The organism is Streptococcus sp. ZY171113 (genome assembly GCF_057748235.1).
In genome coordinates this window covers 471,473-497,446 of sequence record NZ_CM173243.1, presented here as the reverse complement: position 1 = coordinate 497,446, position 25,974 = coordinate 471,473, and the positions used below count along the sequence as shown (strand labels likewise).

At 50.5% G+C, this 25,974-nt stretch carries 12 protein-coding genes; 1 reads left to right on the top strand and 11 read right to left on the bottom strand.

Annotation, left to right across the window (positions count from 1 at the left end; genetic code table 11):
* Nucleotides 1–82: 82 nt before the first annotated feature.
* Nucleotides 83–1,681, bottom strand: coding sequence for a putative polysaccharide biosynthesis protein (locus AC3ARB_RS02410; protein ID WP_488321518.1), 1,599 nt, complete (start codon nucleotides 1,679–1,681; stop codon nucleotides 83–85).
* Nucleotides 1,682–1,820: 139 nt separating this feature from the next.
* On the opposite strand from AC3ARB_RS02410, the gene AC3ARB_RS02405 reads away from it, so the two are divergent.
* On the top strand, nucleotides 1,821–3,254 hold the full coding sequence (locus tag AC3ARB_RS02405) for a UDP-N-acetylmuramoyl-L-alanyl-D-glutamate--L-lysine ligase (RefSeq protein ID WP_488320978.1): 1,434 nt from the start codon (nucleotides 1,821–1,823) through the stop codon (nucleotides 3,252–3,254).
* A gap of 267 nt (nucleotides 3,255–3,521) precedes the next feature.
* Here AC3ARB_RS02405 and AC3ARB_RS02400 read toward each other — a convergent pair whose 3' ends face one another.
* The 10 genes from AC3ARB_RS02400 to AC3ARB_RS02355 form a co-directional block, all read right to left on the bottom strand.
* Entirely contained in the window at nucleotides 3,522–4,457 is a 936-nt protein-coding gene (locus AC3ARB_RS02400) for a manganese-dependent inorganic pyrophosphatase (protein WP_488320977.1), read from the bottom strand.
* A gap of 64 nt (nucleotides 4,458–4,521) precedes the next feature.
* Entirely contained in the window at nucleotides 4,522–9,318 is a 4,797-nt protein-coding gene (locus tag AC3ARB_RS02395; protein ID WP_488320976.1) for a mucin-binding protein, read from the bottom strand.
* 273 nt (nucleotides 9,319–9,591) lie between these two features.
* Nucleotides 9,592–13,350 (bottom strand): LPXTG cell wall anchor domain-containing protein, encoded by a 3,759-nt coding sequence (locus AC3ARB_RS02390; RefSeq protein ID WP_488320975.1) that lies wholly within the window; start codon nucleotides 13,348–13,350, stop codon nucleotides 9,592–9,594.
* Between the two features lie 101 nt (nucleotides 13,351–13,451).
* The gene (locus AC3ARB_RS02385; protein ID WP_488320974.1) at nucleotides 13,452–21,713 is read right to left on the bottom strand and encodes an Ig-like domain-containing protein; all 8,262 of its coding nucleotides are present in this window, start codon (nucleotides 21,711–21,713) and stop codon (nucleotides 13,452–13,454) included.
* 38 nt (nucleotides 21,714–21,751) lie between these two features.
* Nucleotides 21,752–22,441 carry a DivIVA domain-containing protein gene (locus tag AC3ARB_RS02380; RefSeq protein WP_488320973.1) on the bottom strand — a complete coding sequence of 230 codons (690 nt, stop codon included), beginning with the start codon at nucleotides 22,439–22,441 and terminating at the stop codon, nucleotides 21,752–21,754.
* 4 nt (nucleotides 22,442–22,445) lie between these two features.
* Nucleotides 22,446–22,874 (bottom strand): hypothetical protein, encoded by a 429-nt coding sequence (locus tag AC3ARB_RS02375; RefSeq protein WP_488320972.1) that lies wholly within the window; start codon nucleotides 22,872–22,874, stop codon nucleotides 22,446–22,448.
* Between the two features lie 11 nt (nucleotides 22,875–22,885).
* A complete protein-coding gene (locus AC3ARB_RS02370) occupies nucleotides 22,886–23,422 on the bottom strand; it encodes a hypothetical protein (protein WP_488320971.1) in 537 nt (178 codons plus the stop codon).
* Nucleotides 23,423–23,763: 341 nt separating this feature from the next.
* Nucleotides 23,764–24,105: a YlbF/YmcA family competence regulator gene (locus tag AC3ARB_RS02365; RefSeq protein ID WP_488320970.1), complete on the bottom strand. Its 342-nt coding sequence runs from the start codon at nucleotides 24,103–24,105 to the stop codon at nucleotides 23,764–23,766.
* A complete protein-coding gene (locus AC3ARB_RS02360) occupies nucleotides 24,095–24,793 on the bottom strand; it encodes a type I 3-dehydroquinate dehydratase (RefSeq protein WP_488320969.1) in 699 nt (232 codons plus the stop codon). The genes AC3ARB_RS02365 and AC3ARB_RS02360 overlap by 11 nt, the downstream gene beginning before the upstream one ends.
* On the bottom strand, nucleotides 24,790–25,953 hold the full coding sequence (locus AC3ARB_RS02355) for a class I SAM-dependent rRNA methyltransferase (protein WP_488320968.1): 1,164 nt from the start codon (nucleotides 25,951–25,953) through the stop codon (nucleotides 24,790–24,792). The genes AC3ARB_RS02360 and AC3ARB_RS02355 overlap by 4 nt, the downstream gene beginning before the upstream one ends.
* Between the last annotated feature and the right edge of the window lie 21 nt (nucleotides 25,954–25,974).

The window sequence follows — 25,974 nt, the reverse complement described above, 5'->3', positions numbered from 1 at the left end:
AGCAGAGCTACTCTCATAGTTTTTCAAGACGATTAGTTATAGCCTAAACCTATAAGAAAGGAGGCCCATAGGCCTCTCACATCTAGTTCATCTTCAATTTCTGTCGCAGACCTTCTGCCCGAGCCCCCAACAAGGCATCCAGACTTCTGGTCTTGAGGGACAGGTAACCGTAAATCAGGCCACCTAGTAAACCAAACAAGGACAGATAGAGGGCCGAAGATAGGGTTCCTGCTGGCTTATAAACCAAGCCAAGCAACCCATTTATGAAGGCAATCACTAAAGACATCACCAGGGTATTCTGGCTAATCTTCAGGGTTGTCCTAACCAGTAACTGTCGGTTAAAGTAGGTTTTGCCATGCAAGTGCTTGAACATGAAAACCAGGGGCACCAAGAGACCCAAAGCCGTTGACAACACCGTCCCATAAGCTCCCAGGAGCCAAATCAGCGGTAACTGCGTCAGCAATTTTACCAAAAGCCCATAAAGGAAATGGCGAACAGCCGCCTTGCTCTCAAAGATGGCGTGAAGCATAGGCGAGAGGGCCATGTAGAGGCACTGGAGGAAGGCTTGAAGGAGAATGGCGATAAAAAGGCCAATGGCCAGTTTTTCCGACGGGCCGTAAAAGAAGGTGTAGAGGGGCTCAGCCAGGAGAATAGCCCCCATAAGGGCTGGGAAAACAAAGACCAGGAGCATTTGGAAGCTATTGAGAATCAGGCGAGCCACGCTCCGCTTATCCTCCTTGACCGTGCTTTCTGTCAGGAGAGGCAAGCCAACCTCACCGATGGAAACCGCCACCGCCACAATAATCATGATGATTTTATTGGGGTTGGCAGACAGGTAGGCATAGACCACATTGAGGGTCTCTTTGCTCTCGGTCGTCCAGAGGCTCATGAGGTTGATAAAGCTGGCTTGGTCGATGAGCTGATAGAGTTGGATGGCTGAAGCTGTCAGAATAATGGGCAGGGCAGTCTGGAAGGTTTCCACCAAGATGGCTCTGCTGGCTGACGAGGCCACTGTATGGGTCGGCTTGGTCAACAATTTAACCAAGAGCCCTTCCTTCCAGAGGTAGGCTCCTAGAACGGCTAGACTGGCCAACATGCCGATAAAGGCGGCAAAGGTGGATTGGCTGACCGCTGCCACATAGTCCTTGGAGCCCAGTTTCATGATGGCAAAGGCCGTCGCCAACATCCAAATGACCCGAACCAGTTGTTCAGCCAACTGGCCGAGGGCATTGGGCTTGACATTGTTGTAGCCCTGAAAGACCCCTCTCAGGACACTCATGACTGGGAAAAAGAGGACAGCCAAGGTCATGCTCCGAAGGACCTGAGTTAATTCAACTCCTCCTCCTGACAAGGCCGCAAAAGCTGGTGCACCCAGATACATGATGGCCGCAAAGACCACCCCAGACCCCAACATGAGCCAGATGAACTGGCGGGCCAAGGCTAGTCCTTCTTCCTCTCGGCCCAAGCTGTTGTATTTGGCAATCTGCTTGGCCACGGCTGTGTTGAGACCTGTGGTTGATAAGAGGAGGAAGATGGCATAAACGTTGTAGCCCATACCAAAGAGGGCATTGGCCTGGGGAGCGGCCTCTCCCATCCAACGGTACCAGGGAATGACATAAAAAGCACCCAGAAGGCGGCTCATAAAGTTAGCAAAGGTCAGCCAGGCTGTCCCTCGTAGCATTTTTTCTTCCCGACTGAGGTCGGCGTTTTTCACAGGTTTGTCTGTCACAGGTAATCCTTACTTTCTAAATTCACTACTTTCTATTATAAACCTTTACTTGTCACTTGTAAAACAGCAACTTTCCGTTTACAATAGAAGTATGATAAACTTAGCACAGATTTTTGAGATTTTAAAAGCTGATGACAACCTCATCACCTTACCACCTTCTTGGCATGAGACGACCTTCAGTAAGATTAGCTACGATAGCCGTTCAGTAGATGCTGACACCCTCTTTTTCGTCAAGGGGGCAAATTTTGACCCTGCTTACCTGGACAAGGCGGTGGCAGCTGGCCTAAAACTCTACATCGCTGAAAAAGACTACGGTGTGGCCTGCTCTGCCATTGTCGTCAAAGACATCAAAAAAGCCATGAGCCTGCTTGCTATGGCCTTTCACGGCAACCCTCAGGACAAGCTCAAGCTCCTGGCCTTTACGGGCACCAAGGGCAAGACCACGGCTGCTTATTTCGCCTTCCACATCCTCAAGGAGAGCCACAAGCCAGCCCTGCTGTCGACGGCCAACACCACCCTGGACGGGGAGACCTTCTTCAAGTCCCAGCTGACCACGCCTGAGAGCCTGGATCTGATTGCCATGATGGCTGAGGCGGTCAAGAACGGTTGTAGCCACCTGATTATGGAAGTCTCCAGCCAGGCCTATCTGCTCAAGCGGGTCTATGGCCTGACCTTTGATGTGGGCGTCTTTCTCAACATCACACCCGACCACATCAGCCCCATCGAGCACCCGACCTTTGAGGACTACTTCGCCCATAAGCTCATGCTTTTGGACAATAGCCGAGCGGTCATCATCAACCAGGCCATGGACCAGGCTGAGGTGGCTTTGGAGCGAGTTGCGGGTAGAGAGGGCGACCGCTACGGGGCAGGTTCTGATAACGCCATTGTGACCAGCACCGCCAATCAGTTTACTCTGGCGGGCAAACTGGCTGGCAATTATGATTGCCAGCTGATTGGTGATTTTAACCAAGAAAATGCCGTCGCCGCTGGTCTCGCCTGCCTGCGTTTGGGCGCCAGCCTCACAGACATCAAAACAGGCATTGCCAAGACGACTGTCCCAGGTCGCATGGAGATCCTGACCCAGACCAACGGGGCCAAAATCTATGTGGACTACGCCCACAACGGCGATAGTTTGGACAAATTGATTGGGGTAGTGACCAGCCACCAGACTGGCCAGGTCATCCTCATCATCGGCTCAACAGGCAACAAGGCTGAGAGCCGCCGAGCGGATTTTGCCCAGGTCATCAACCGCTACCCTGACCTGACTGTTATCCTGACCGCAGACGACCCCAACCACGAGGACCCAGCCGCCATCTGTCAGGAAATTGCCGACCAGATTGATCGGCCAGTCACCATCCTCCCTGACCGCAAGACCGCTATCGAAACGGCACTCGGTCTGACCCAGACTGACCAGGACGCTGTCATCATCGCTGGCAAGGGCCGTGACCGCTACCAGATTGTCAAAGGCCAAAAAATGCCCTACGAGGGCGACTTTGAGATTGCAGAGCAAGTCATCAGCTCTTAGACACTAACCTCTCCGACCAAAAGAATCCCCCAAGAATAGCGGCCAGGCCTCTGTTCTTGGGGGATTTTTGATGAGTTCGCCTTAATCGCCATCCCTTGAAAGGGGTGAAAAACGCTTCACAGTCATCTGCCAGATTTTCCCGATAGAGGCTTTTCTCAAAAATTGAGACTTTTTACTGTTATCATCAAAGCAAGACTAACTGGGTTAACCCTCAATTTTTACCTCCACCCTATCTCCAAAAAAACAGACCCGAAGGTCTGCTGGTCATTAAGCATTAAAGCTTTCTGTCAATTGTGGCACCACCTGTTTCTTACGAGACACGGCACCTGGCAAGAAAGCGTGGTTGTTTTCCAGTTTGAAGTTAAAGGCAGCCTCAACCTTATCCATGTTGGCACCCAGGGCCAGGATTTCTGAGTTGGAGTTGACGATGTCGGTAATCATGAGGACAAAGTCAGAGTAGCCATTAACTGAGCTTGCAGCTGTCATGGCTGCTTCGATCTCTGCCTGGCGTTCCAAGACTTCAGCGATGTCAACGGTGTTGACCTGAGCCACACGGACTGGGTTGCCATTAAGTTCAAAAGTCTTAGCATCGATGTCAATCAACTCGTCAGCTGACTTGCTGGCCAAGTTGGTTCCAGCTTTGAGGAGAGCCAGGCCGTACTCTTCCAGGTTCACGCCTGCCAGCTCCGCCAATTCAGCCGCGACCTCTGGGTCGCTGGCGTGGGTGGTCGGAGACTTGAGCAAGAGGGTATCGGAGATAAGGCCAGACAAGAGGAGACCAGCCACTTCCTTAGGCAGGGTCACACCTGCTTCTTTTGAGGCACGGTAGACGATTGATGACGCCGAACCTACTGGCTCCAGACGCATGTAAAGCGGATTAGCTGTTTCAAAATTAGCCACACGGTGGTGGTCAACCACACCTAGGACCTCAACCTCTCGGATATCTGAGATGGATTGTTGGAACTCGTTGTGGTCTGTCAAGATAACCTGACTAACCCCCTCTGCCTTAGCAGACGTTACCACACGTGGCGTCTCAACACCAAAGTAGTTGAGGGCAAAAGCTGTTTCTTCATTGGGCTCGCCTAGCAATACCGCTTCTGTGTTGTTGCCCCAAGCTTCACGTTCAACGTAAGCCCAGCCAATGGCTGATGCCGTTGCATCCGTGTCAGGGTTTTGGTGGCCAAAAACTAAAATTTTAGACATGTTTTACTCCTTTATTCTCATAGAAAGGGCACGGCCCCTTGATCTGGTGCCGTGCTCTTTAGGTTTAGTCTTTGAAGAAGAAGTCAAAGAAACCTTTTTGTTTATTCTTTGATTCTTGGGTCGCTTGCTCAGCTGCTGGAGCTGATTTGGCGACTGGTTTCTCCGTTGAAGCAGCCTTGTCTTCTGCCTTGGCAGTTGGCTCTGGCTGAGCAATCGGGGTCTTTTCAGCTGGCTCTTGACCAGCTACTTTACTTGGTGCTTGAAGGGGGGCAGCTTGCTCACCCTCTGGTTTCTTTCGAACAATAATCCGATAATGAAGGGTATCGTCCTTAACCTCTCCCTTATCTGGGTAGTCTGAGCTCACCACTTCATAGCCCTTGTAAGTCAAGAAAGCTTGACCTTTCTTGATTTTTTTCTCACAGTCAGCCTTAGTCTTACCAACAAAGTTAAAACTCAAAATTTCTTCGTTGGTGTCCTCTTCGGCAAAAACAATGGAGATGTTCTCAACCTGGAAGGCTTGAGCTGGTTCGTAAACGATGGTTTCAACCAAGGTGCCCATCTCATGTTGCTTCGGTGTGTAAGAAGCTACACGTTTTTGACCAGTCTTATACCCCTCGATACTTGGGCTCGGAAGGACAGCAAATGCTTTCTCCTCAACAGCTACCCACGGGCTAAATTGAACAGCCTTGTGCTTAGGACTGAGGGTTGCCTGACGGTGGAAGGTCAAGGTCTGAGTCACTGCTTCTTTCAAGGACTTGCCTTGTTCATCCACGAAACGAATTTCTCGATTCAGGGTTTTGACAAAGTCAGACAGAGGCAGACCATGTTCTTTTTGTAGCTCCAAGTCATCAAAACCGATAACAACCGTCTTCTTGGTAACTGGTTTATCAGCCACAGGCTCTACTGGCTCTTGAGCAGGCGTTGCCACCGGCTCTTCAGCAACTGTTTCGACCACTGGAGCCACAACTGCTTCATCAGCCTGAGGCTGGTCTGCTGGCTCTTTGGCTTCCTGTTCTGGGGCAGTGACTACTGAGCTTGCTTCAAGAGTGGCCGCCCCTTCATCAGAGACAACGTCTTGACCTTTTTTCACAAACTTAGACACTTCGTAGCCTGTATCAGCCACACCACCTGTTCCTGTAATCGACTCGGCATAAATGATGTTACCAGTCGCCTTATCCACCACGCTAACCACAACTTGTTGGACCTTACGGGTGTAGATGATGGTCTCAATAATATCCAGGCTGTCCGCCGTCACCTCTTCAATTGGGCCAACGATTTCCTTAGATGGTCGATAATCATCAACCACTGGTGACAAGACTTCGTCAAAAATAGGGTAGTAGCTAGTCCAATCATCATAGAAAATCTCACCTGTCACCAAATTAACCCGTGCAGAACGCTTAAAGGTAATGCTGTCCTGATAAGCGCGTGACACTGGTTTGCCATTGGTGTAGAGGTATTTGATGGTGCGGTTGACCTGACGAGACAAGTCCAAACGTGACAAGCCTTCCAGAGTTTGCAACTGGCTAGCAACATCCTCGTCAAAGGAAGCAAAAGCCTCGTCAATATGGTCAATGGTCACCACCATCAACTGAGGTTTCAAGGCCACTTCAAAGACCTTGGTGTCAGTTAGCTTCCATCCTTTCAGATTGAGGGTTTCATTTCCTGTCTGCACATAACCCAATTGTTGATAGGTCGACAGCAAATCTTGATAAGACTCATGAATCGCTTTCTTATCGAGAACTGTCAAAGCCACCTCGCCAAGAACCTCTTGACGCAAGCTATCCACAAACTTGAATTGGCAATGGTAAGGTTGACGACTGTAAACCACAACCTCTTCAATAACGTGATTGATGTGCTGATGATTAGTAGCCACATCCAAGGCCGGAACTTCAGCCAAATGTGGAACAAGGCCATCAAACTCTGGATTTTCCACTGCTCCAAAGGTTGCAACATCGGACGTCCATTCTTGGTAAGAAACTTCTTTTGTCGCCAGATTAACTTGGGCTGAACGCGTCAAGCGTGCAGTTTGCACCACTTCTTGGGCATCCAAAACCTCACCAAGGTCAGTCTTATAGCGGATGACACGACGCAAATCACCAACAAGCGAAGCCTTATCAAGACCTTCTGGCCAGTTAAAGAGACCATAGCCATCCAACCAGCTAGTTGTCTGTGCTTGACGTGGGGCTTCTGCCGTCACTTCAACCGTCTTAGCCCGAAGAATAACCTGATAAGCTGTTGCTTCTGTGTCAAATACCAAACGGTTTGGACAGCTTGTCGATACCACATCATAGGCCATCAAATCCAGGAGTGGCAGGCGTTCAGTAACAGAATAGCTGAGTTGCTCACCAACTGGAGCAGTAAACTCATCCCGATGAAGTTCCCTTTCACTACCTTCTTCCAGGTAAACAACCGCCAGTTGCCCTGGTTGAGCGTGATAAACCACTTCAACCAAGCTATTGGCCTCTTCTGCTGAAACCACTTCTTCAGGTAGGCTAATCACGTTTGGTGTGTAGCCATCAATCTCTGGCAAGCTCAAAGCCTCAAAGCGACCGTCTCCAGAAGTCCAGTCTCCATAGGTCACTTGACCAGTCACCAGGTTAACTCGAGCAGAGCGGGTAAAGTTCAAGGACTGAACAATCGGTTCAGCAGCTGGCTTCCCATCTGCATAAACCAGACTAACCTGACGGGTGATGGTTTTATTGAGCTGATCAGCCTCCAAACCACTTGGCCAGTTCAACTGGCTGTAACCTGTCACAAAGCCATTGGCTTCTTGTGGTTGGTCTGGAAGAACATCCAAGACCTCTTGAGACAATTCAATCGTCAAGCTAGTGGTCTCTGAATTTTTCAGGGCTAAATTCAGGCGTTGCGAATTTTCCAATTTGTAACCCTTGGCCAAATACGGTTGCAGTTTGCGGTCAATTTCTTCGCGCAGCTTCTGAACCGAGCGACCGTTGACCAGCTTGGTTTCAAGGGTTTCATCTGCAGTCACATCTTGGATGGTGTAACTCACTTGGTTAGAGGTTTTGATGTAGGAAACCGTCACTTCGTAGTCTGCTGAATCAACGGCAATATTCTCTAAACCAGCAACCACTTCACGGTTGGCATAATAGCCGTCCAAACTTGGAACCTGATGGTCAGAGAAGGCTGATTCTTGGCTTACCCACGGGCTATAGGTTACTTGACCGGTCACCAGGTTAATCTCTGCTTCACGTTCAAACAAAATCGCATCCACATGAGATTCCTGGGCTTTTTTGCCCGTTTCATAGCGGTAATGAATGGTCCGTGTCACCAAATGACGCAGAGACTGTTCATCCACACCCACAGGCCACTTAGGACCATTTTGAGCGACTTCATCAATAAACCGACCTGCCGCCTTAGGTTCGCTTGGAGATACCACCAACGTGCGAGGTTCCAAGACAATGCTATAAACCTCTTGCTTGGTGATATCAGCAGTAAAGCTGGCCTGTTCTGGGAAATCATTTTCAATCACATCGTAACCGATGTTACGAAACTCTTGAATTTTCTTATGGTGGTTAAAGCGGATGGCTTCGCCCGTTTTACCAACCAACTGGGTCTGATACAAGACCAAATCCTGCTGACTACGGTCCACAAATCGCAGGCTAATCCGCTGAATTTGACGTGTGTAGGTAACGACTTCTTTCAGGTTTGCACTATCTGGCGTCACTACCGTCAATTCTGGCAATTTGCGAGGACGAGGGCTATAACCCGTCAATTCCTCAGGCACATAAGCAGGGAATTTCGCCTCCTCAGACAGAAGTTCCCAATCCGCATACGATACTTCTTGGGTCAACAAGTTGATGCGGGCTGGACGACGGTATTCCACCACCTGTTCAACCGTATCAATCACGCGACCATCTTCATGTTGGCGTGTGATGGTACGGGTAACCCGACGACGTAGTTTCGACTCACGCACCCCTCTTGGCCACAACACACTGTTTTTCAGCTCAGGGTAAACAGGTTGACCAACTTCTGGCAACTCCCCCTCATGAACCAAAATTTCCTGAGGCTTCAGAACAATTCGGAAAACCTGACGCTCTCCAGCTGTCTTACCAAAGACTTGCTCGGTTTCAAACGGGTTCTCAACCAGTTCATAACCCCTCGCCTTATAGTGGTCCAAAACTTCTGCAATCGGGTAATCGATGACCGCATTAATTTCGCCATTCAACTCATCGCTACGCAACAACTTGTCCGAAGCCTGGTCCAAAACTTCAACGGTGGCATACTGAGGCTCAACTTTATAAGTGACCACAATATCGACATCACTACTTGTCTCCAACTCCAGGTCTTCCACTGCGTCAACACTCAAAATGTCGGCCGTGTAGCCTGGCAACTTCGGCGTGTCAACTTGCGCAAACTCTGCGTCACCAATGGCTTGCCAAGGCAGATAGGTCACCTCGCCTGTCACATGGTTGACCATGGCAGAGCGTTCAAAATCAACCAGTTCACGAACAGGTGGTTGGGCTTGACGACCATCTTGGTATTGGTAGGTAATGACCCGTGAACGGGTCACTGTCAAATCGAAATCTTCCAGACCAGCAGGCCATACCAGGCCCTCTGAACCGTCAACCGGTTCTCCTTCACCCTTAGGTTGACTTGGGAAAACGACCGTTACGCGTTCACGCAGGTAAACCGTATAGGTTTTTTTCTTGAGATTTTTCGGATTCGGTTTTTGAGGGAAATCACTCTCCAAAATCTCATAACCCTTAGCCAAAAAATCCGCCGCATGCTCCGTCAGGGAAAAACCAGCCTTGTAGTCAACGGTTACTTGGTGTAACATCTCAGTCGTACCGGTCAGGAGAAAGCGAATGGTAAATGTTTGTTTCTTAGTAGAATCGCTCATCAACGGCTCCTTTTACTCACTTCATTTGATTTTTTCTAATCATAGCCATTTTAGCATATTTTTTCAAAAAAATACAGATAAATCACTCAAATAACTTAAAAAACCTGGTCCTAAACCAGGTCATCTGTATTGTCTTTTAAAACAGCGAGAGGAGCAATCCAGCCCCCCTCGCTAGCTTAATGGTAGTCATACCGTTCAGGTCAACAACACCTTGTTTCTATCATCAATTGGTTGTTTGTTCCTCTTAGATTTCACGGTCAGATTACACACCCTCTAATCTTCTTTACGAGATTTTTTCCGCAAAATAGTACCACCTAACAAAAGCATGTAACCTGTTAGTTCAATGAAGGTTGGTACTGATTCACCCGTTGCCGGTAAAACCCTTTTGATAGATTGTTTCTCTGATTGACCAGCTGAATTATCAGTTGGATTGGCTTCAGATCGCTCTGCCCTAGTGACAGCTGGTGCTAAATTAGTCACTGAGGTCAAAACAGCTGACTCTGAGCTTTTACCTGAAGATACTTCTCCCTTCCGTTCTTCTTTAACCTCAGTGGTGTTTTGATCACTTGTCGGAATCGAATTGGAAACAAGAGACCAATCAACCTTCGTTGAGTTTGTCGGTAAGTTTGCAACTGATATGTTAGCTTCCTCTACCGTCGAATCATGAGTTGGAACAGTCAGATTGCTCTGTGGCAGAACATCAACAAAATCCGCTGGATTGAATACATACTCTGGCAAGGCGTCCGATGTTGGAGCAACATCTGGAATAGCCGACTCTTCATTGACTTTATCAGCTTCCTCGGCCTTACGAGCTTCCTCGGCCTTACGGGCTTCCTCAGCTTGGCGGGCCTCTTCGGCCTTACGGGCTTCCTCAGCCTGGCGGGCCTCCTCGGCCTTACGATCTTCTTCAGCTTGACGGGCCTCTTCAGCCTTACGAGGTTCCTCGGCCTTACGGGATTCCTCAGCCTGGCGGGCCTCCTCGGCCTTACGATCTTCTTTAGCTTGACGGGCCTCTTCAGCCTTACGAGCTTCCTCGGCCTTACGGGATTCCTCAGCTTGGCGGGCCTCTTCAGCCTTACGAGCTTCTTCAGCTTGGCGGGCCTCTTCGGCCTTACGGGCTTCCTCGGCTTGGCGGGCCTCTTCGGCCTTACGGGCTTCTTCAGCCTGGCGGGCCTCTTCAGCCTTACGGGCTTCTTCAGCCTTACGAGCTTCCTCGGCCTTACGAGCTTCTTCAGCCTTACGAGCTTCCTCGGCCTTACGAGCTTCTTCAGCTTGACGGGCCTCTTCAGCCTTACGAGCTTCCTCGGCCTTACGGGATTCCTCAGCTTGGCGGGCCTCTTCAGCCTTACGGGCTTCCTCAGCCTGGCGAGCTTCCTCGGCTTTACGGGCTTCCTCAGCCTGGCGAGCCTCTTCAGCCTTACGAGCTTCCTCGGCCTTACGGGCTTCCTCAGCCTGGCGAGCCTCTTCAGCCTTACGAGCTTCTTCAGCTTGGCGGGCCTCTTCGGCCTTACGGGCTTCCTCGGCTTGGCGGGCCTCTTCGGCTTTACGGGCTTCCTCGGCTTGGCGGGCTTCCTCGGCTTGGCGGGCCTCTTCGGCTTTACGAGCTTCCTCGGCCTTACGGGCTTCTTCAGCTTGGCGGGCCTCTTCAGCCTTACGGGCTTCCTCGGCTTTACGGGCTTCCTCAGCCTGGCGGGCCTCTTCGGCCTTACGGGCTTCTTCAGCCTGGCGGGCCTCTTCAGCCTTACGGGATTCCTCAGCTTGGCGGGCCTCTTCAGCCTTACGGGATTCCTCAGCTTGGCGAGCCTCTTCAGCCTTACGGGATTCCTCAGCTTGGCGAACTTCCTCGGCCTTACGGGCTTCCTCAGCTTGGCGAGCCTCTTCAGCCTTACGAGCTTCTTCAGCTTGGCGGGCCTCTTCGGCCTTACGGGCTTCCTCGGCTTGGCGGGCCTCTTCGGCCTTACGGGCTTCTTCAGCCTTACGAGCTTCCTCGGCCTTACGGGCTTCCTCAGCCTGGCGAGCCTCTTCAGCCTTACGAGCTTCTTCAACTTGGCGGGCCTCTTCGGCCTTACGGGCTTCCTCGGCTTGGCGGGCCTCTTCGGCTTTACGGGCTTCCTCGGCTTTACGGGCTTCCTCGGCTTGGCGGGCCTCTTCGGCCTTACGAGCTTCTTCAGCTTGACGGGCCTCTTCAGCCTTACGAGCTTCCTCAGCTTGACGGGCCTCTTCGGCCTTACGAGCTTCCTCGGCCTTACGGGCTTCCTCAGCTTGGCGAGCCTCTTCAGCCTTACGAGCTTCCTCGGCCTTACGGGCTTCCTCAGCCTGGCGAGCCTCTTCAGCCTTACGAGCTTCTTCAGCTTGGCGGGCCTCTTCGGCCTTACGGGCTTCCTCGGCTTGGCGGGCCTCTTCGGCTTTACGGGCTTCCTCGGCTTTACGGGCTTCCTCGGCTTGGCGGGCCTCTTCGGCCTTACGAGCTTCTTCAGCTTGACGGGCCTCTTCAGCCTTACGAGCTTCCTCAGCTTGACGGGCCTCTTCGGCCTTACGAGCTTCCTCGGCCTTACGGGCTTCCTCAGCTTGGCGAGCCTCTTCAGCCTTACGGGCTTCCTCAGCTTGGCGGGCCTCTTCGGCCTTACGGGCTTCCTCAGCCTGGCGAGCTTCCTCGGCTTTACGAGCTTCCTCGGCCTTACGGGCTTCTTCAGCTTGGCGGGCCTCTTCAGCCTTACGGGCTTCCTCAGCTTGGCGGGCCTCTTCCGAATCCAAACGACCGTTGCTATCAGCGTCAGAAATAACTGGGCTATCAATAACCTTCAGAGCAGACAAACTGGTCTCAAGCGCTGCCTTGTCTGGACTAGATGGAAGAGAGGAAACTGCACTCTGAGCAGTCGCAAGAGCCTCAAGGGCCGCTTCACGAAGCTGATCTACAGTCGACTTTTCAGTTGGAGTAATCAAGTTATTCTCTGATACTTCCTCCAATTTGGCTGAAGCCGCTGCAACTGCCTGCTCAGCCGCTTCAACTTTGGAACGAGCTTCGGTGAGCTGAGCTTGATCTGCTTCCTCAGCCAGTGGTGTCGGCTGCGAATTTGGATCTTGTTTCGCAAAAAGCGATAAGGGGACAAAAGTACGCGATGCGTCCGAATGGATAACGGTCATAGACCCCTTATTATCAAATTCTAGCTCATAGTCACCAAAATAGTCCATAAAGAATCTTGGTTCATCATCGCTCAGCAAAAAACTTTCTAGAGCCGACCTAACCGCCTCTTTATCTGATTCTGTTAATAGACCGTTCAGATTGCTGACAGTCGCCTTATTTTCCTCATAAAAGCCTTTGCGAATATCACTCCCCCATTGAGCAGCTTGTGTCTGAGCTGAAGACAACTTGTTTTCCAAATCGGTAATCTGACGCACCATCTCATCAAGCGGATTCACCATCGGTGGCATCAAGCTTCTGTAACTAGTTTGAACAGCATAAATGTCATCAAACATCTCTTTAAGTCTTGTATGAACCGCTAGTGTTTGACGGAAATGGCGATCAACAGCCTGCTCTCGGGTTTCATCCCCCTCTACCCTAATCTCCGTCCAATTATCTTTCTGACGGCGCAACTCAAGTGCTTCGGGGACATAAGTTTGAGCTCTATCAGCGGCATCTGGTAAAATCTGTAACAAACTTGAAGCTTGACCAGATAAGGCACGAGCCTCTGCTATTTTATTAGCATAATTCTCCCACTGTGCCGTACCATAATCACCTGGATTTTTCGTATCATAAGCACTGATTTTCTCCTGCAGGGTAGCCAGCTTAGTTGCCAAAGTATTTTCAGCTACAGCTCGTCTTAAAAAATCTGCTGTCTGTGAGATTTGATCAGGATAAGCATAAATATCTGCTCCCATAGGGTTAATGGAGTTCTCCTCCTCTTGGGTCGCAGCATCAACCCTAGCCACATCGAACATTACTGGATTCCCAATGCCGATTAAAATCGAAGCTGCTCCGACAGAGATTGTTCGAATAGCGTATTTTCGTATATTTTTCCAGTCTTTTTTCATCAAATTCCTCCTTTCAACAATGATGGAAAAGCAAGATAAACCACTAGGTTTGACCTGTTTATCCCGCTATTTCCAAAAATAAGTTTTCCGAAGAAAGAAACCTAATCTTTCTTACGAGATTGTCTCACCAGGACTGCTCCACCAATCAAACTCATATAGCCCACAAGTTCAATGAAGACAGATGCATAATCGCCCGTATTTGGTAAGGAAACTGCATTAGTTTTTACATCAGAGCGTTCAAGTGCCTCTGTTACTTGAGTTGTTTTAGCTCCTTGGGATTGAACACTGACATTCGGAACAACGATTGAAGTCACTGGAGTACTTGGCTCAGTTGGAACTTCTGAAGCTGGCGGAGTAGCAGAATCCGTTGGAACTTTTGGTGCTGGTTGGATAGGACGACCAGTTGGAACTTCTGGTGCTGGCGGGATAGGACGACCAGTTGGAACTTCCGGAGTTGGCGGGATAGGACGACCAGTTGGAACTTCCGGTGCTGGCGGAATGAGACGACCAGTTGGAACTTCCGGTGCTGGCGGAATGAGACGACCAGTTGGAACTTCCGGTGCTGGCGGGATCAGACGACCAGTTGGAACTTCCGGTGCTGGCGGGATCAGACGACCAGTTGGAACTTCTGGTGCTGGCGGGATCAGACGACCAGTTGGAACTTCCGGTGCTGGCGGGATCAGACGACCAGTTGGAACTTCCGGAGTTGGCGGGATCAGACGACCAGTTGGAACTTCCGGTGCTGGCGGAATCAGACGACCAGTTGGAACTTCACCTGTTACAGTTGAGGTCCTATCAACAGCTGTCGCATCAACTGAGGAGCTCTTATCTTTTCCAACTTCCGTTTGAGTAACAAAAACATTGTCTCCCAATTTAAGAGGTTCTAGTAGAGTTACCGTCCAAGTGCCATCTGTTTGAACTGTAGTCGTCAGTCGTGTACCATCATTCAAAACAACAGTAATCGTCGCTCCCGAAATACCCAAACCTGTTACCTCAGCATCTCCAGTGTAAACATTATGGACAATTGGATTCTCAGACATATTGACAGACTTGCCATCTCTACCAGCCGCACCATCTGCACCGTTCGCTCCATCTTTGATGGTCGCTGTGCTGACTGTTGGCTCGTCAGAATCTTGCTGACCGTTGCCGTTGGTGTCGTAATAGTAGTTGATGGTGGTGGTGTCACCTTCCTTGGTCACTTTTGCTAACAAGGTTTTGCCATCTTGACCATCTCTACCAGCCGCACCATCTGCACCGTTCGCTCCATCTTTGATGGTCGCTGTGCTGACTGTTGGCTCATCAGAATCTTGCTGGCCGTTGCCGTTGGTGTCGTAATAATAGTTGATAGTGGTGGTGTCACCTTCCTTAGTCACTTTTGCTGACAAGGTTTTGCCATCTTGACCGTCTCTACCAGCCGCACCATCTTTACCTGCCGCACCGTCTGCACCGTTCGCACCATCTTTTATGGTCGCTGTGCTGACTGTTGGCTCGTCAAAATCTTGATCACCGTTGCCGTTGGTGTCATAGTAGTAATTGATGGTGGTGTCACCTTCCTTGGTCACTTTTGCTGACAAGGTTTTGCCATCTTGACCATCTCTACCAGCCGCACCATCTGCACCGTTCGCTCCATCTTTGATGATCGCTGTGCTGACTGTTGGCTCGTCAGAATCTTGCTCCCCGTTGCCGTTGGTGTCGTAATAGTAGTTGATGGTGGTGGTGTCACCTTCCTTGGTCACTTTTGCTGACAAGGCTTTGCCATCTTGACCGTCTCTACCAGCCGCTCCATCTGCACCGTTCGCTCCATCTTTGATGGTCGCTGTGCTGACTGTTGGCTCGTCAGAATCTTGCTGGCCGTTGCCGTTGGTGTCATAGTAGTAATTGATGGTGGTAGTGTCACCTTCCTTGGTCACTTTCGCTGACAAGGTTTTGCCATCTTGACCGTCTCTACCAGCCGCACCATCTGCACCGTTCGCTCCATCTTTGATGGTCGCTGTGCTGACTGTTGGCTCGTCAGAATCTTGCTCCCCGTTGCCGTTGGTGTCATAGTAGTAATTGATGGTGGTGGTGTCACCTTCCTTGGTCACTTTTGCTGACAAGGTTTTGCCATCTTGACCATCTCTACCAGCCGCACCGTCTTTACCTGCGGCACCATCTGCACCGTTCGCTCCATCTTTGATGGTCGCCGTGCTGACTGTTGGCTCGTCAGAATCTTGCTGACCGTTGCCGTTGGTGTCATAGTAGTAATTGATGGTGGTGGTGTCACCTTCCTTGGTCACTTTTGCTGACAAGGTTTTGCCGTCTTGACCGTCTCTACCAGCCGCACCATCTCTACCAGCCGCACCATCTCTACCAGCCGCACCATCTGCACCGTTCGCTCCATCTTTAATGGTCGCTGTGCTGACTGTTGGCTCGTCAGGATCTTGCTGGCCGTTGCCGTTGGTGTCATAGTAGTAGTTGATAGTGGTGGTGTCACCTTCCTTGGTCACTTTTGCTGACAAGGTTTTGCCGTCTTGACCGTCTCTACCAGCCGCACCATCTTTGATGGTTGCTGTGCTGACTGTTGGCTCGTCAGAATCTTGCTGGCCGTTGTCGTTGGTGTCGTAATAGTAGTTGATGGTGGTGGTGTCACCTTCCTTGGTCACTTTTGCTGACAAGGCTTTGCCATCTTGACCGTCTCTACCAGCTGCACCGTCTGCACCGTTCGCTCCATCTTTGATGGTCGCTGTGCTGACTGTTGGCTCGTCAGAATCTTGCTGGCCGTTGCCGTTGGTGTCATAGTAGTAGTTGATAGTGGTGGTGTCACCTTCCTTGGTCACTTTTGCTGACAAGGTTTTGCCGTCTTGACCGTCTCTACCAGCCGCACCATCTGCACCGTTCGCTCCATCTTTGATGGTCGCTGTGCTAACTGTTGGCTCATCAGAATCTTGCTCACCGCTGCCGTTGGTGTCATAGTAGTAGTTGATAGTGGTGGTGTCACCTTCCTTGGTCACTTTTGCTGACAAGGTTTTGCCATCTTGACCATCTCTACCAGCCGCACCATCGGCACCGTTCGCTCCATCTTTGATGGTCGCTGTGCTGACTGTTGGCTCGTCAGAATCTTGCTCGCCGTTGCCGTTGGTGTCATAGTAGTAATTGATGGTGGTGGTGTCACCTTCCTTGGTCACTTTTGCTGACAAGGTTTTGCCATCTTGACCGTCTCTACCAGCTGCACCGTCTGCACCGTTCGCTCCATCTTTGATGGTCGCTGTGCTGACTGTTGGCTCGTCAGAATCTTGCTGGCCGTTGTCGTTGGTGTCGTAATAGTAGTTGATGGTGGTGGTGTCACCTTCCTTGGTCACTTTTGCTGACAAGGCTTTGCCATCTTGACCGTCTCTACCAGCCGCTCCATCTGCACCGTTCGCTCCATCTTTGATGGTCGCTGTGCTGACTGTTGGCTCGTCAGAATCTTGCTGGCCGTTGCCGTTGGTGTCATAGTAGTAATTGATGGTGGTAGTGTCACCTTCCTTGGTCACTTTCGCTGACAAGGTTTTGCCATCTTGACCGTCTCTACCAGCCGCACCATCTTTACCTGGTTCACCCTGATCACCTTTGGTAATCTGTGGAACAGCCGTTGCACTAACGTGGTCACTGCTATCTTTCTCCGTCTCCGTCTGGCTAACACTAACGTTTTGCCCCTTGACAAATGGTACGTCCGATTCCACTGTCCACTTGCCTTCGGTGTTGACCTCAACAGATTTCTTAACCCCGTTCGGAAGTGTGATGTCAATCGTTGCCCCTGCCACACCTGTACCAGTTACCGTGTTTGTGCCTTCGATAATGGCGTCAATCACCGGAACAGCACTTGTTGGCATGTTGGTAATTGGTCTGTTAACAGTCAGGGTAAAGAGTTTTTCATCCACCAAACCACCGTGGTCAGCCTGGTTTTGAGACTGGATCCGATAACGCATGAAACCTGCCCGTGTTGGGGTTCCTGAAATGGTGTTGGTCTCTGGATTGTAAATCAAGCCATAGCGGTCCAAGAGGTACTCTGCAATATTCTCTTCTGTTACCTCACCAAAAGGCAAGTCTAGTTTTAAGCGACCATGTTCGTTATGACTTAGGACAATCGGCTCAATCGCTTGACCGAGCGTGATTACCTGGTTATTATTGGTCAAATCAACCATAGCTGGCAAGGCCGTCACCTTGATGGTCACGTTCTTGGTCACCGCAGGTGACCCTGTCACACCCGTTACTTGAGCCGATACAGGAATGGTGTAAGTCCCAACCTTGGTTGGCGTGCCCACAATGGTTTTGGTCTCGTCGTCATAGCGAGTGCCTGGCGGTAGCAAGCTATCGTCCAAGCTGATATCAACCCCCTCAGGAGCCTCAAGCCTGATGGTGTCAAGGGTTGTCAGAACCCGTTTGGTTTGGTCTTGACCAGCGATGTCCAAGCTCACTGTCGGAGAGGTCACGTTAATAACCAAATCCTTAGTAACCCTGGTGTCCCTTAATCCGCCTGCATACTGCGGGGTTAGGCTGGTCGTCAAGCGAATCCGGTGCTCCCCGACCACATTTGGGCTACCCGTAATCTCCATGGTGTCAGGCTTGTAGGTCAAGCCCAAAGCACGGACCTGGGCGATGAAGGCCTCATCGAGTTCAGAGTAGGCATCCTTGGTCAGTTTGATGGTCTGAATCGGGGTCTTGGCCACAACGCTTTGCTCTGGGTTAGTGGCATCAAGGCTCGGCTTGATTGGAGTAACATTGAGGGTCACACGTCTAGTAAGGGTACCTCCCCCTAGAGCCAATGGCAGGGTTCCGTGAACTGTAATTTCATAACGATTTACCCCTGCGTCTGGACGGCCCGTGATCTGCTTAGTTTCTGGGTCATAGTGCACCCCATTTGGAAGACCAGAAACCTCAATGAGGGTCCGTTCGTCTGGCATGATGGTCACAGGCTCCATATCCTCTACAACCGAGAAGGTCCGTGTTGCACCTGAAAGGGTAAAGCTTGGTTGAAGAGGGCTAACATTGATTACAATATTAGTAAAAGCAGTACCACCTCCTAAGTTATCAGGTAAAATAGCACGAGCTGTAAAAGTATAGCGACCTGTTTCCTCTGGTGTCCCCTTGATCGTCAAGTTTTCACTATCAAAGGTCACACCTTTTGGCAAGTTGGAATCTGTCACTACCAATCGCGAATGCAAATCTTTAGTTAGTTTGACCTCTGTGATAGGTGTTAAAGCAGATACCGTCTGATTGTCAGGCGTAGCCGTCAGACTTGGTTGAAGAGGGGTAATGTTGATGGTCAACTTGGCCTTATCTGACCGAACCAAGCCATTTGTTGGGCTCTTCCGACTCACAGTAGCAAACATCTCAACTGTTCCATGTTTAGTCGGCGGTCCAACAAGTACGTTATTTTCTATCTTCAATCCGTAATCTGACAGACCAAAGAAACCATAACCTTCTCGCCAATAATCGGTAAAGGTTACTACGGCATCATCAGGGATGTTGTTGAACTTGAGGGGAACAGTCCCGTCCAGAACCTCAACTGTGATGGCCTCATCCTCGACACTAAAGGTCCCTGGGGTCACGACCAGGTGGACGATTTCGCCCTTAACCTGACCGTCTTTTTCGACAACAACAGGGATGTCATAGGTCCCTTCAAAGAGACCACGGCCTGAGATGGTCTTTCTCACTGGGTCAAACCGTGTTCCCTTAGGAAGGGCTGCCGTGTCCACCTTGAGGTCGGCCCCCTCGGTGTGGGTGATTTCCATCAGCTGCCAGGTGCCACCTTCTTCAACCCTCTGGTTGGGGTTAGTCACCTCCAGGTGGAGGTTGTTCTCAGGGGCAGGCCTAACCTCATAGGTGAAGTCTGTATAGGTCTCTGTCGTGGTCCCATCCCCGTTTTGGTAGGTGGCATAGACCCTGGCTGTCTGGATGGCATCGGTCCGCTTTAGGCTGTAAACCCCGATATTAGAGGCTGTCACATTGCCCTCAAGGTAGGCGTGGCCACCTGTGGTGACCACCCGCAGACCCACGATTTTTGCCCCCCGTTCCATAGAGACAGAGATAGGAGTTGGGATAGTCCCTTCGGTCCAAATCTGGTGGTCGATGGGGTTGATGTTATCGACAACCTCAAACGTAAAGCGACGGTCTGGGGCATTGGCCTGAAAGTGACCATCAATGGCCTTGACGTCAAAGTCGTACTTACCAGGATTAAGCTTGGTCCCCTCCTGCTTGACGATGGCCACCTTGGTCGGCTGGTTGGCCTCGTTCTGGGTTAGGGCTTCCATAACCACTCCTGCTGGGAACTTGACATCTCGGATCCAGGCGTTTTCCTTGTTGAGCTCTACTGTCCCCAGGACCTGCCTGTCTGAGCTTGACGGCACCGTCACTAGGCCAGAATGGGAACTAATCTTTTCACGGTCACCGACAAAGTCCACATCCGCATTGGTCAAGGCTCCTGAGATGGACCGCTCCTCAGTCTTCAGGTTGAGGGTAAAGGTCTTGGTCTTACCAAGGTTATCCGTGATTTGGACCTTAGCCTTGTAGTTACCAGCCGTTTTAGGCAACTTGGTAAACTGGAGGTAGTAGGGAGTCCTTTGACCACCAAATTGTGGAACATAACTTTCATCATACCTACCCCCAATGGCAGTAGAACCTAATGTTTGAAAATCCTCGACGTGACCTGGAAGCACATCCACTCCCACGCGTCTATCTAAAAGCTTAATTTCTACATCTCTATCAGCAGATAAAACTTGGAAATTCGTGATTTGGATTGCTAAAGGATTATCGCGATGATCGCTCATCTCGTCTCTCCCTGCAAAAATCGGTATTACCGCTCGGTATCGAGGAGTGTCCTTGGTAGCATTAGCTACAGTTTCACCTTCCCCGACATAATAACCAAAAGGTGTAGTGGTTACCCTAAAATCATAGGTCAAGTCCGTGTCAGAAATCCCCCCACTCAACTTGACAAGTTCCACTGGGTTGTTTCCGTTCTCAAGTCTGAGTAAGTAAGGCATCTGACTATCATCGTAAAGAAACAAACCATAATAAGGGGGGACAGGGAGCGTTTCAATATTAACGGGAATTACAACCCTAATGCTCGGATCCAACTTACTCTGAAAGCCGATACTATAACTACCGCCTGTGTTCTGAGAAACAACAATATTTCCTCTGATAAAGCCCGTAGTTTTATCCATCTGGAAACCTAGATCTTTCGCCGTCTGGGTCAACTCCAAATCTTCAGTTGCAATCCCAGAATAACCCATCTTAAAAACCAACTCGCGTGTGACATCCTCCGACTTTGAGGCACGAAACTCGACAACATCTAAGCCCTTGAGGTTATTGAAACGTTTATCAACACCTTCCGAGTAGTTTTCGAGGGTCAGGTAGGGTTTGCCCTCTTCGATTGGGGTCTCCACCTTGCGGAAACTAGCCCCCTCCTCCAGCTTTTGGCCCTGGTTGCTCGGCCGTGGCAGGGCCTTGTTGAGGGCAACCGTGATGGTGGTGCTGGCTTCCTGGTCATCCAAGCGAGCGGTCAGGGTCAGCTGGCTATTGTGCTTGATCCCTTTCAGGGTCACCCCGAAGGCACCTGCCTCATCAGCTTGGGCCTTTAGGGTTTGGCCAGATGGCAAACCAATCGTCACCAGACTATAAGGGCTGGTCTGACCTTTGAGGAGGGTCTCATCATTGAAAGGCGTGTACTTGGCCTCGCCAGTCACCGTGAGGGCTGGGCGGGCAGATTCAGAACTCGACTCACTAGCCCGCGACTGGCCAGCTGCTGGGCTAGGCTGGCCAGTTTCTGGCTGACTGGAACCTGTCCCCTCGCCTGTCGCTTCTGCCTTAGCTGGTTCTGTGTCCTTAGTTGAGGCCTCTTCCTTCACTGGAGCTTCCGCCTCATAGGTGATGATGGTCTCAGTACCTTCCGTCAGGACCTGATCGACCCTCTGGTCTTGGCCCTGGGCCAAACGGTAAGCTGACAGGGCTGGGACGGTCGTCAGTTCCGCAGCATCTTCCGTCACTGAGCTGGTCGCTAGGCCCTCTGTGGTTTCCACCGTCCTTGTCTTTGTCACCTCATGAATCAGCTCACCTGTCGCTTTATTGACATAACGCACCACATAAGATAGGGTCACCTGGCGACTAAGGGGTGCCTCTGGTTCTACACTAATCACCAAGTTGTCTGTTTCAACCACAGGTGACAGGGTGGCGACATGGCCAGCAGTCAAATCCTCCACGGCTGGATTGGTCGGCTCAGCCAACTCATCCGCACAAACCAACTGATTTGAGGACAAGAGGGCCGCTCCCAAGAGGGCTGAAGCCGTGCCATAGGCCTTGAATTTACGTAGCGAAAAAATCTGTTTGGTCTCTCGTTGAAATGTCATCATTCTTCCTTTTCATCCTTTCCTAGCTGTTTCATCCCTTAATTTGGCGGGATAACTGAAATCCTCTCTGACCATAAAGAGTCTGATGTGGCCAGTTTCTCATCAGAGGTCAGACTTTCAAACAAACGGTTAGAGGTCATTGGAGGTTCCCAAATCTCCAAGGCTTCCAATGCCTCCTTAGGCGTCGCCCGAGGTAAAACAATCCGCTGTTTGCTTTGGCCTGTCTCGGTCACCCCGTCAGGGCTCCGAGGCTCGGCCTCCGATACCTCTGCCTCAACAAACTCCACCTCTCTTGAGGGAGCTAGAGCAAAAACCCGCTCCCGATAAGTTGCCAACAAGGCCTCCAAATCGGTCACCAAAGTCCCTTTAAGGTCCTGAAGCCTCTCCCGTTCAGCCTTTAGGTCCGAAATCTCTAGACAAATCCTGTCATAGCGTTCGGTCATGTCCTTTTCAGCCGTCGCAACCAACTCACTGGCCTTGCGACGGGCCTCAGCCAAGAGGTGCTTAGACAGATGCTTGGCATCTAGGATGGTCTCCCGAATCAAATCTTCCTCAGCCTTGACCTGGCTCAATTCCTTTTCCAGCTCAGCTATCCGCTGAGCTTGTCCTGCAGTCTCCTGACGGAGCTGATGAACGTCTTTTTTTAAGGCCTCACGAACCTCTGTCGCTGGGCGTTTACCGTAATCAAACAACCCCTGCCCTAAGCCAACATTTCTTTCTTCTCTCATCTCCTTAATCACCTCCTTCAAAACGTAACCGATCCAAGCGTAACTGGCGAACCAGATGCCCTCCGACCTGAACAACATCTAAAATCATGTCCGTCCGATCAGGGTCAACAGGAATCATACTTCGGGCAAAGATACTGCCGTTGTCACGCAAGCAAAAATAATAATAAACCCCGTGTTCACGATTGAGGGTGTTGAGGTGCTTGAGCCAGGCTGATTTTTGAGAATGAGCCTGGCAAAAGGCCAGGTCCTCAAAAACAATCTGAACAACTTCACGATGGTCGCTGCATGGCACCTGAATCGTGAAATCGACGAGAAGCTCCTCGTCCAAGGTCAACCGCCCCTTATAAAATAGCCACCGTGAGCCTTTTTCTGTTTTCAAGATAAAGGACCGGCTAACCAAGAGGTTTTGAAACTGGGCATTTAGCTTGTCCATAAGCCCACCTCTTACCCAAAGGAATAGACAGGAATGTCGCCGTCTGTCTCTGGCAACACATTGAGCACCTTAGGCTGTTGAGAAACGGCACCAGCCTCTTTTAGACTGCCAAGGACCCCCTTAGTCGCTTCCAAAACCTGATCAACCTCTTCCAAGCCCAGAACCATCTCCTGACTGAGTTGATGAAACGCCTCATCGTCAAGGGTTTCAACGGCTGACTTGTGGCGACCCATCAAGGCAATCAGCTCCTCCTCCAAGCCTTGTTTTTGCTCAACTAAGGTCGCCTTCAGGCGATTAAGGTTTGACAGCTGCTCTTCAAAATCAGCAGCATAGGCCTTGAGGTCTTCTTCCACCAGAAGCATGATTTCCTGGGCCTGTTCCTTGGCGTCACTGACCATGGTGCGAGCAAGATTCTTGGCATCAGCTATTGCCTCTTGAACCAACTCGACTTCCTCACGCCGTTCATGCAAGGTTTGGGTCAGTTGAGCCAGTTTCATGGCCTGTTTTTCCTTTAGAGAGGTCAAACTCAGAATGTCTTCTTCCAGCACTCTTATCTCCTGACGGAAAGAATCACTAGACGACCCAAAGAGAGAATGTGACCGTTTCGACATAGAAAATCCCCCATTCTTAGTTACTTATATTAAGTTTAGCAAAAAAAAAAAATCAAACAGTTTTTCTAAGATAAATTGATTTTTTTAGTAAATTTTATATAAAAAACACCAAAAACTTTACATTATCGCTCAAATAATTTGAATAGTCAAGATAACCAAGCAGAGTCTTTGATGATTCAAACATTTCCAAACAAGCAGCAAACAAAAAACCTGGTCCTAAACCAGGTTATCTGTATTGTCTTTAGAGGATAGGCCTCAGGACGGTTTGGCGTCCTTGCTTACTGGCCCAATTCCTTAATCGGAGAGAAGATAATCCGCTCTAAATCAGCCACATAGATGTAGAGGCGTTGTTGGTGGTCAAAGTAATTTTTCAGGCTTGGGTTGCCTTCAATACGAGTAATCAGGGCCTGCATCCGCTCTTGCTCTTCCTGGCTTGGCAACTCGCCTGCCTGAACGATGTCTTGGATTTCCGTCTGCATTTGGCTGAACTCCTCCCAGAGAGCCTTGGTGGCATCATCTTGGTCGATAGCAGCTTTGGCATCTAAAACAGCTTGGTATTCTGGTAGGGTACGGATTGCCCGCTCGAGGTTGTTGGCTAAATCATAAATGTTAGTCGTCATGAGTGTCTCCTTCATTTTGTCCTAAAAGTTCTAAAATCTGCTGGGTGGCTGCCAAACTCAGCTGGCCTGGGGCCAGAGCTTGGCCAACCTTGGCGACCGTCCAACTGCTCCCAAACAAGTCACCAAAAACCCTAGTGACCTGACCCAAGCTCCCAAGGGCAATGCTCATGTAGGTCTGTTCTGGGTTCAGGGTCTTAAAGCCTCGGTTAAAGTTCATCATATCCAAAACCTCCTGCTCATTGCGAGGGGTAAAGGCCACCTTGACCACTCGAGGGGACAGGGCTGTCAGGGTCGAGTAGATTTCCATGATGTTTTCAGGAACCTTTTCAAAATCGTAATGCGATAAAATCAGGTTGGGAAAGTCCAAAAGCTCCTCAAAAACAGCCTGATGGGTGTAGTACTCAAAATCAATGTAATCAGGCTGGTAGAGGGCCTGGATTTGCTTGATCACCTCCACATAGTCTCTAGAGGTCAAACAACACCCGCCCTCCTGATCGGTCGTCCGAAGGGTGAAGATAATCTCGTAGCCTGCAAATTTTTCGAAAATGACTGGGGCCACTTGAGTGATGGCCTCCTTGGGCAAGACGTCTGCCCGCCATTCGATGATGTCAGCCCCCTCATAGGCAGCTAGGTCAAGGTTGGTCGCTTCCTCAAAACTTCGAGGCATCACGGGTACGACAAATTTCATGGGGTTACCTTCATCGTAATCACCTTGAGGTAATTACTACTTTCATCAGATGGATTGGTCGCAAAATCTGCTGGCAGTTGGTCCACATGGACCTCCTTGAGAGTGGTTTGACCAAAGCCTTTTTGCACTTCCTTGCGAAAGGCTGCTAGGGACAGGTTGCTGGCATTGGTGGAGGCGATGATGATACCGTCCTCACTCAAGATTTCCAGGGCCTGGGCAATCAGGCGGTGGTAGTCCTTGGCCACCGAAAAGGTCTGCTTCTTGTTGCGGGCAAAGCTGGGTGGGTCGATGACAATCACATCATAAACCAGGCCCTTGCGTTTGGCGTAGCGAAAATACTCAAAAACGTCCATGACCACCAGCTGGTGGTCAGCCATAGTCAGCCCATTGGCCTCAAAGTGGGCCTGGGACAACTCACGGCTACGTTTGGCCAAATCGACCGAGGTCGTTTTTTGGGCTCCGCCAATGGCTGCCGCAACCGAGAAAGCGGCCGTATAGGAAAAGAGATTGAGCAGGGACTTGCCTGCTGCCAGACCATCAACCAAACGGCCCCTGACCTCATGCTGGTCCAAGAAGATCCCAGTCATCAGCCCCTCGTTCAAAAAGACTGAGTAGCGGACGCCATTTTCCAAAATGGTAAAGGTCTCAGGAGCCTCCTGGCCATAAAGGTGAGCGGTCTCATGAGCTGCCCCTTGAAAACGGCACTTCTCATAGCCACCCACCAGCTCGGGATAGACGGCCTGAAAAGCCGCCACAATGGTCGCTTTTAGGCTGTACACAAAGGGGTTATACCAGGAAAAGAGGGCAAAATCGCCGTAGCGGTCGATGGTCAGGCCACCGAACCTATCCCCGTCCTGGTTAAAGAGACGGTAGGCCGTGGTGGTCGCGTCTTGGGCGTAGCCCAGACGCTTGGTCTTGGCGGTCTCAAAAAGCTCTTCAAAATAGGTCTGATCCAGGTCAAACTGTCCCTGGCCCAAAAACCAGCCTACCCCTTTCTGTTGAGGGGACAGGTAGGCCTGGCCCAGCTGCTGCCCCGTCTGGGTGTAGAGGGTAACCAGGCCGTCTGAAGTAGCCTTTTGATCAAGGTCAGCCCCCTCTAACAACTGCACACCAGCCCTAAGTTTCTTGGCCGTTTTGGTACCAACAGATAGCTTATACATAAGACCATTATAGCATAATTT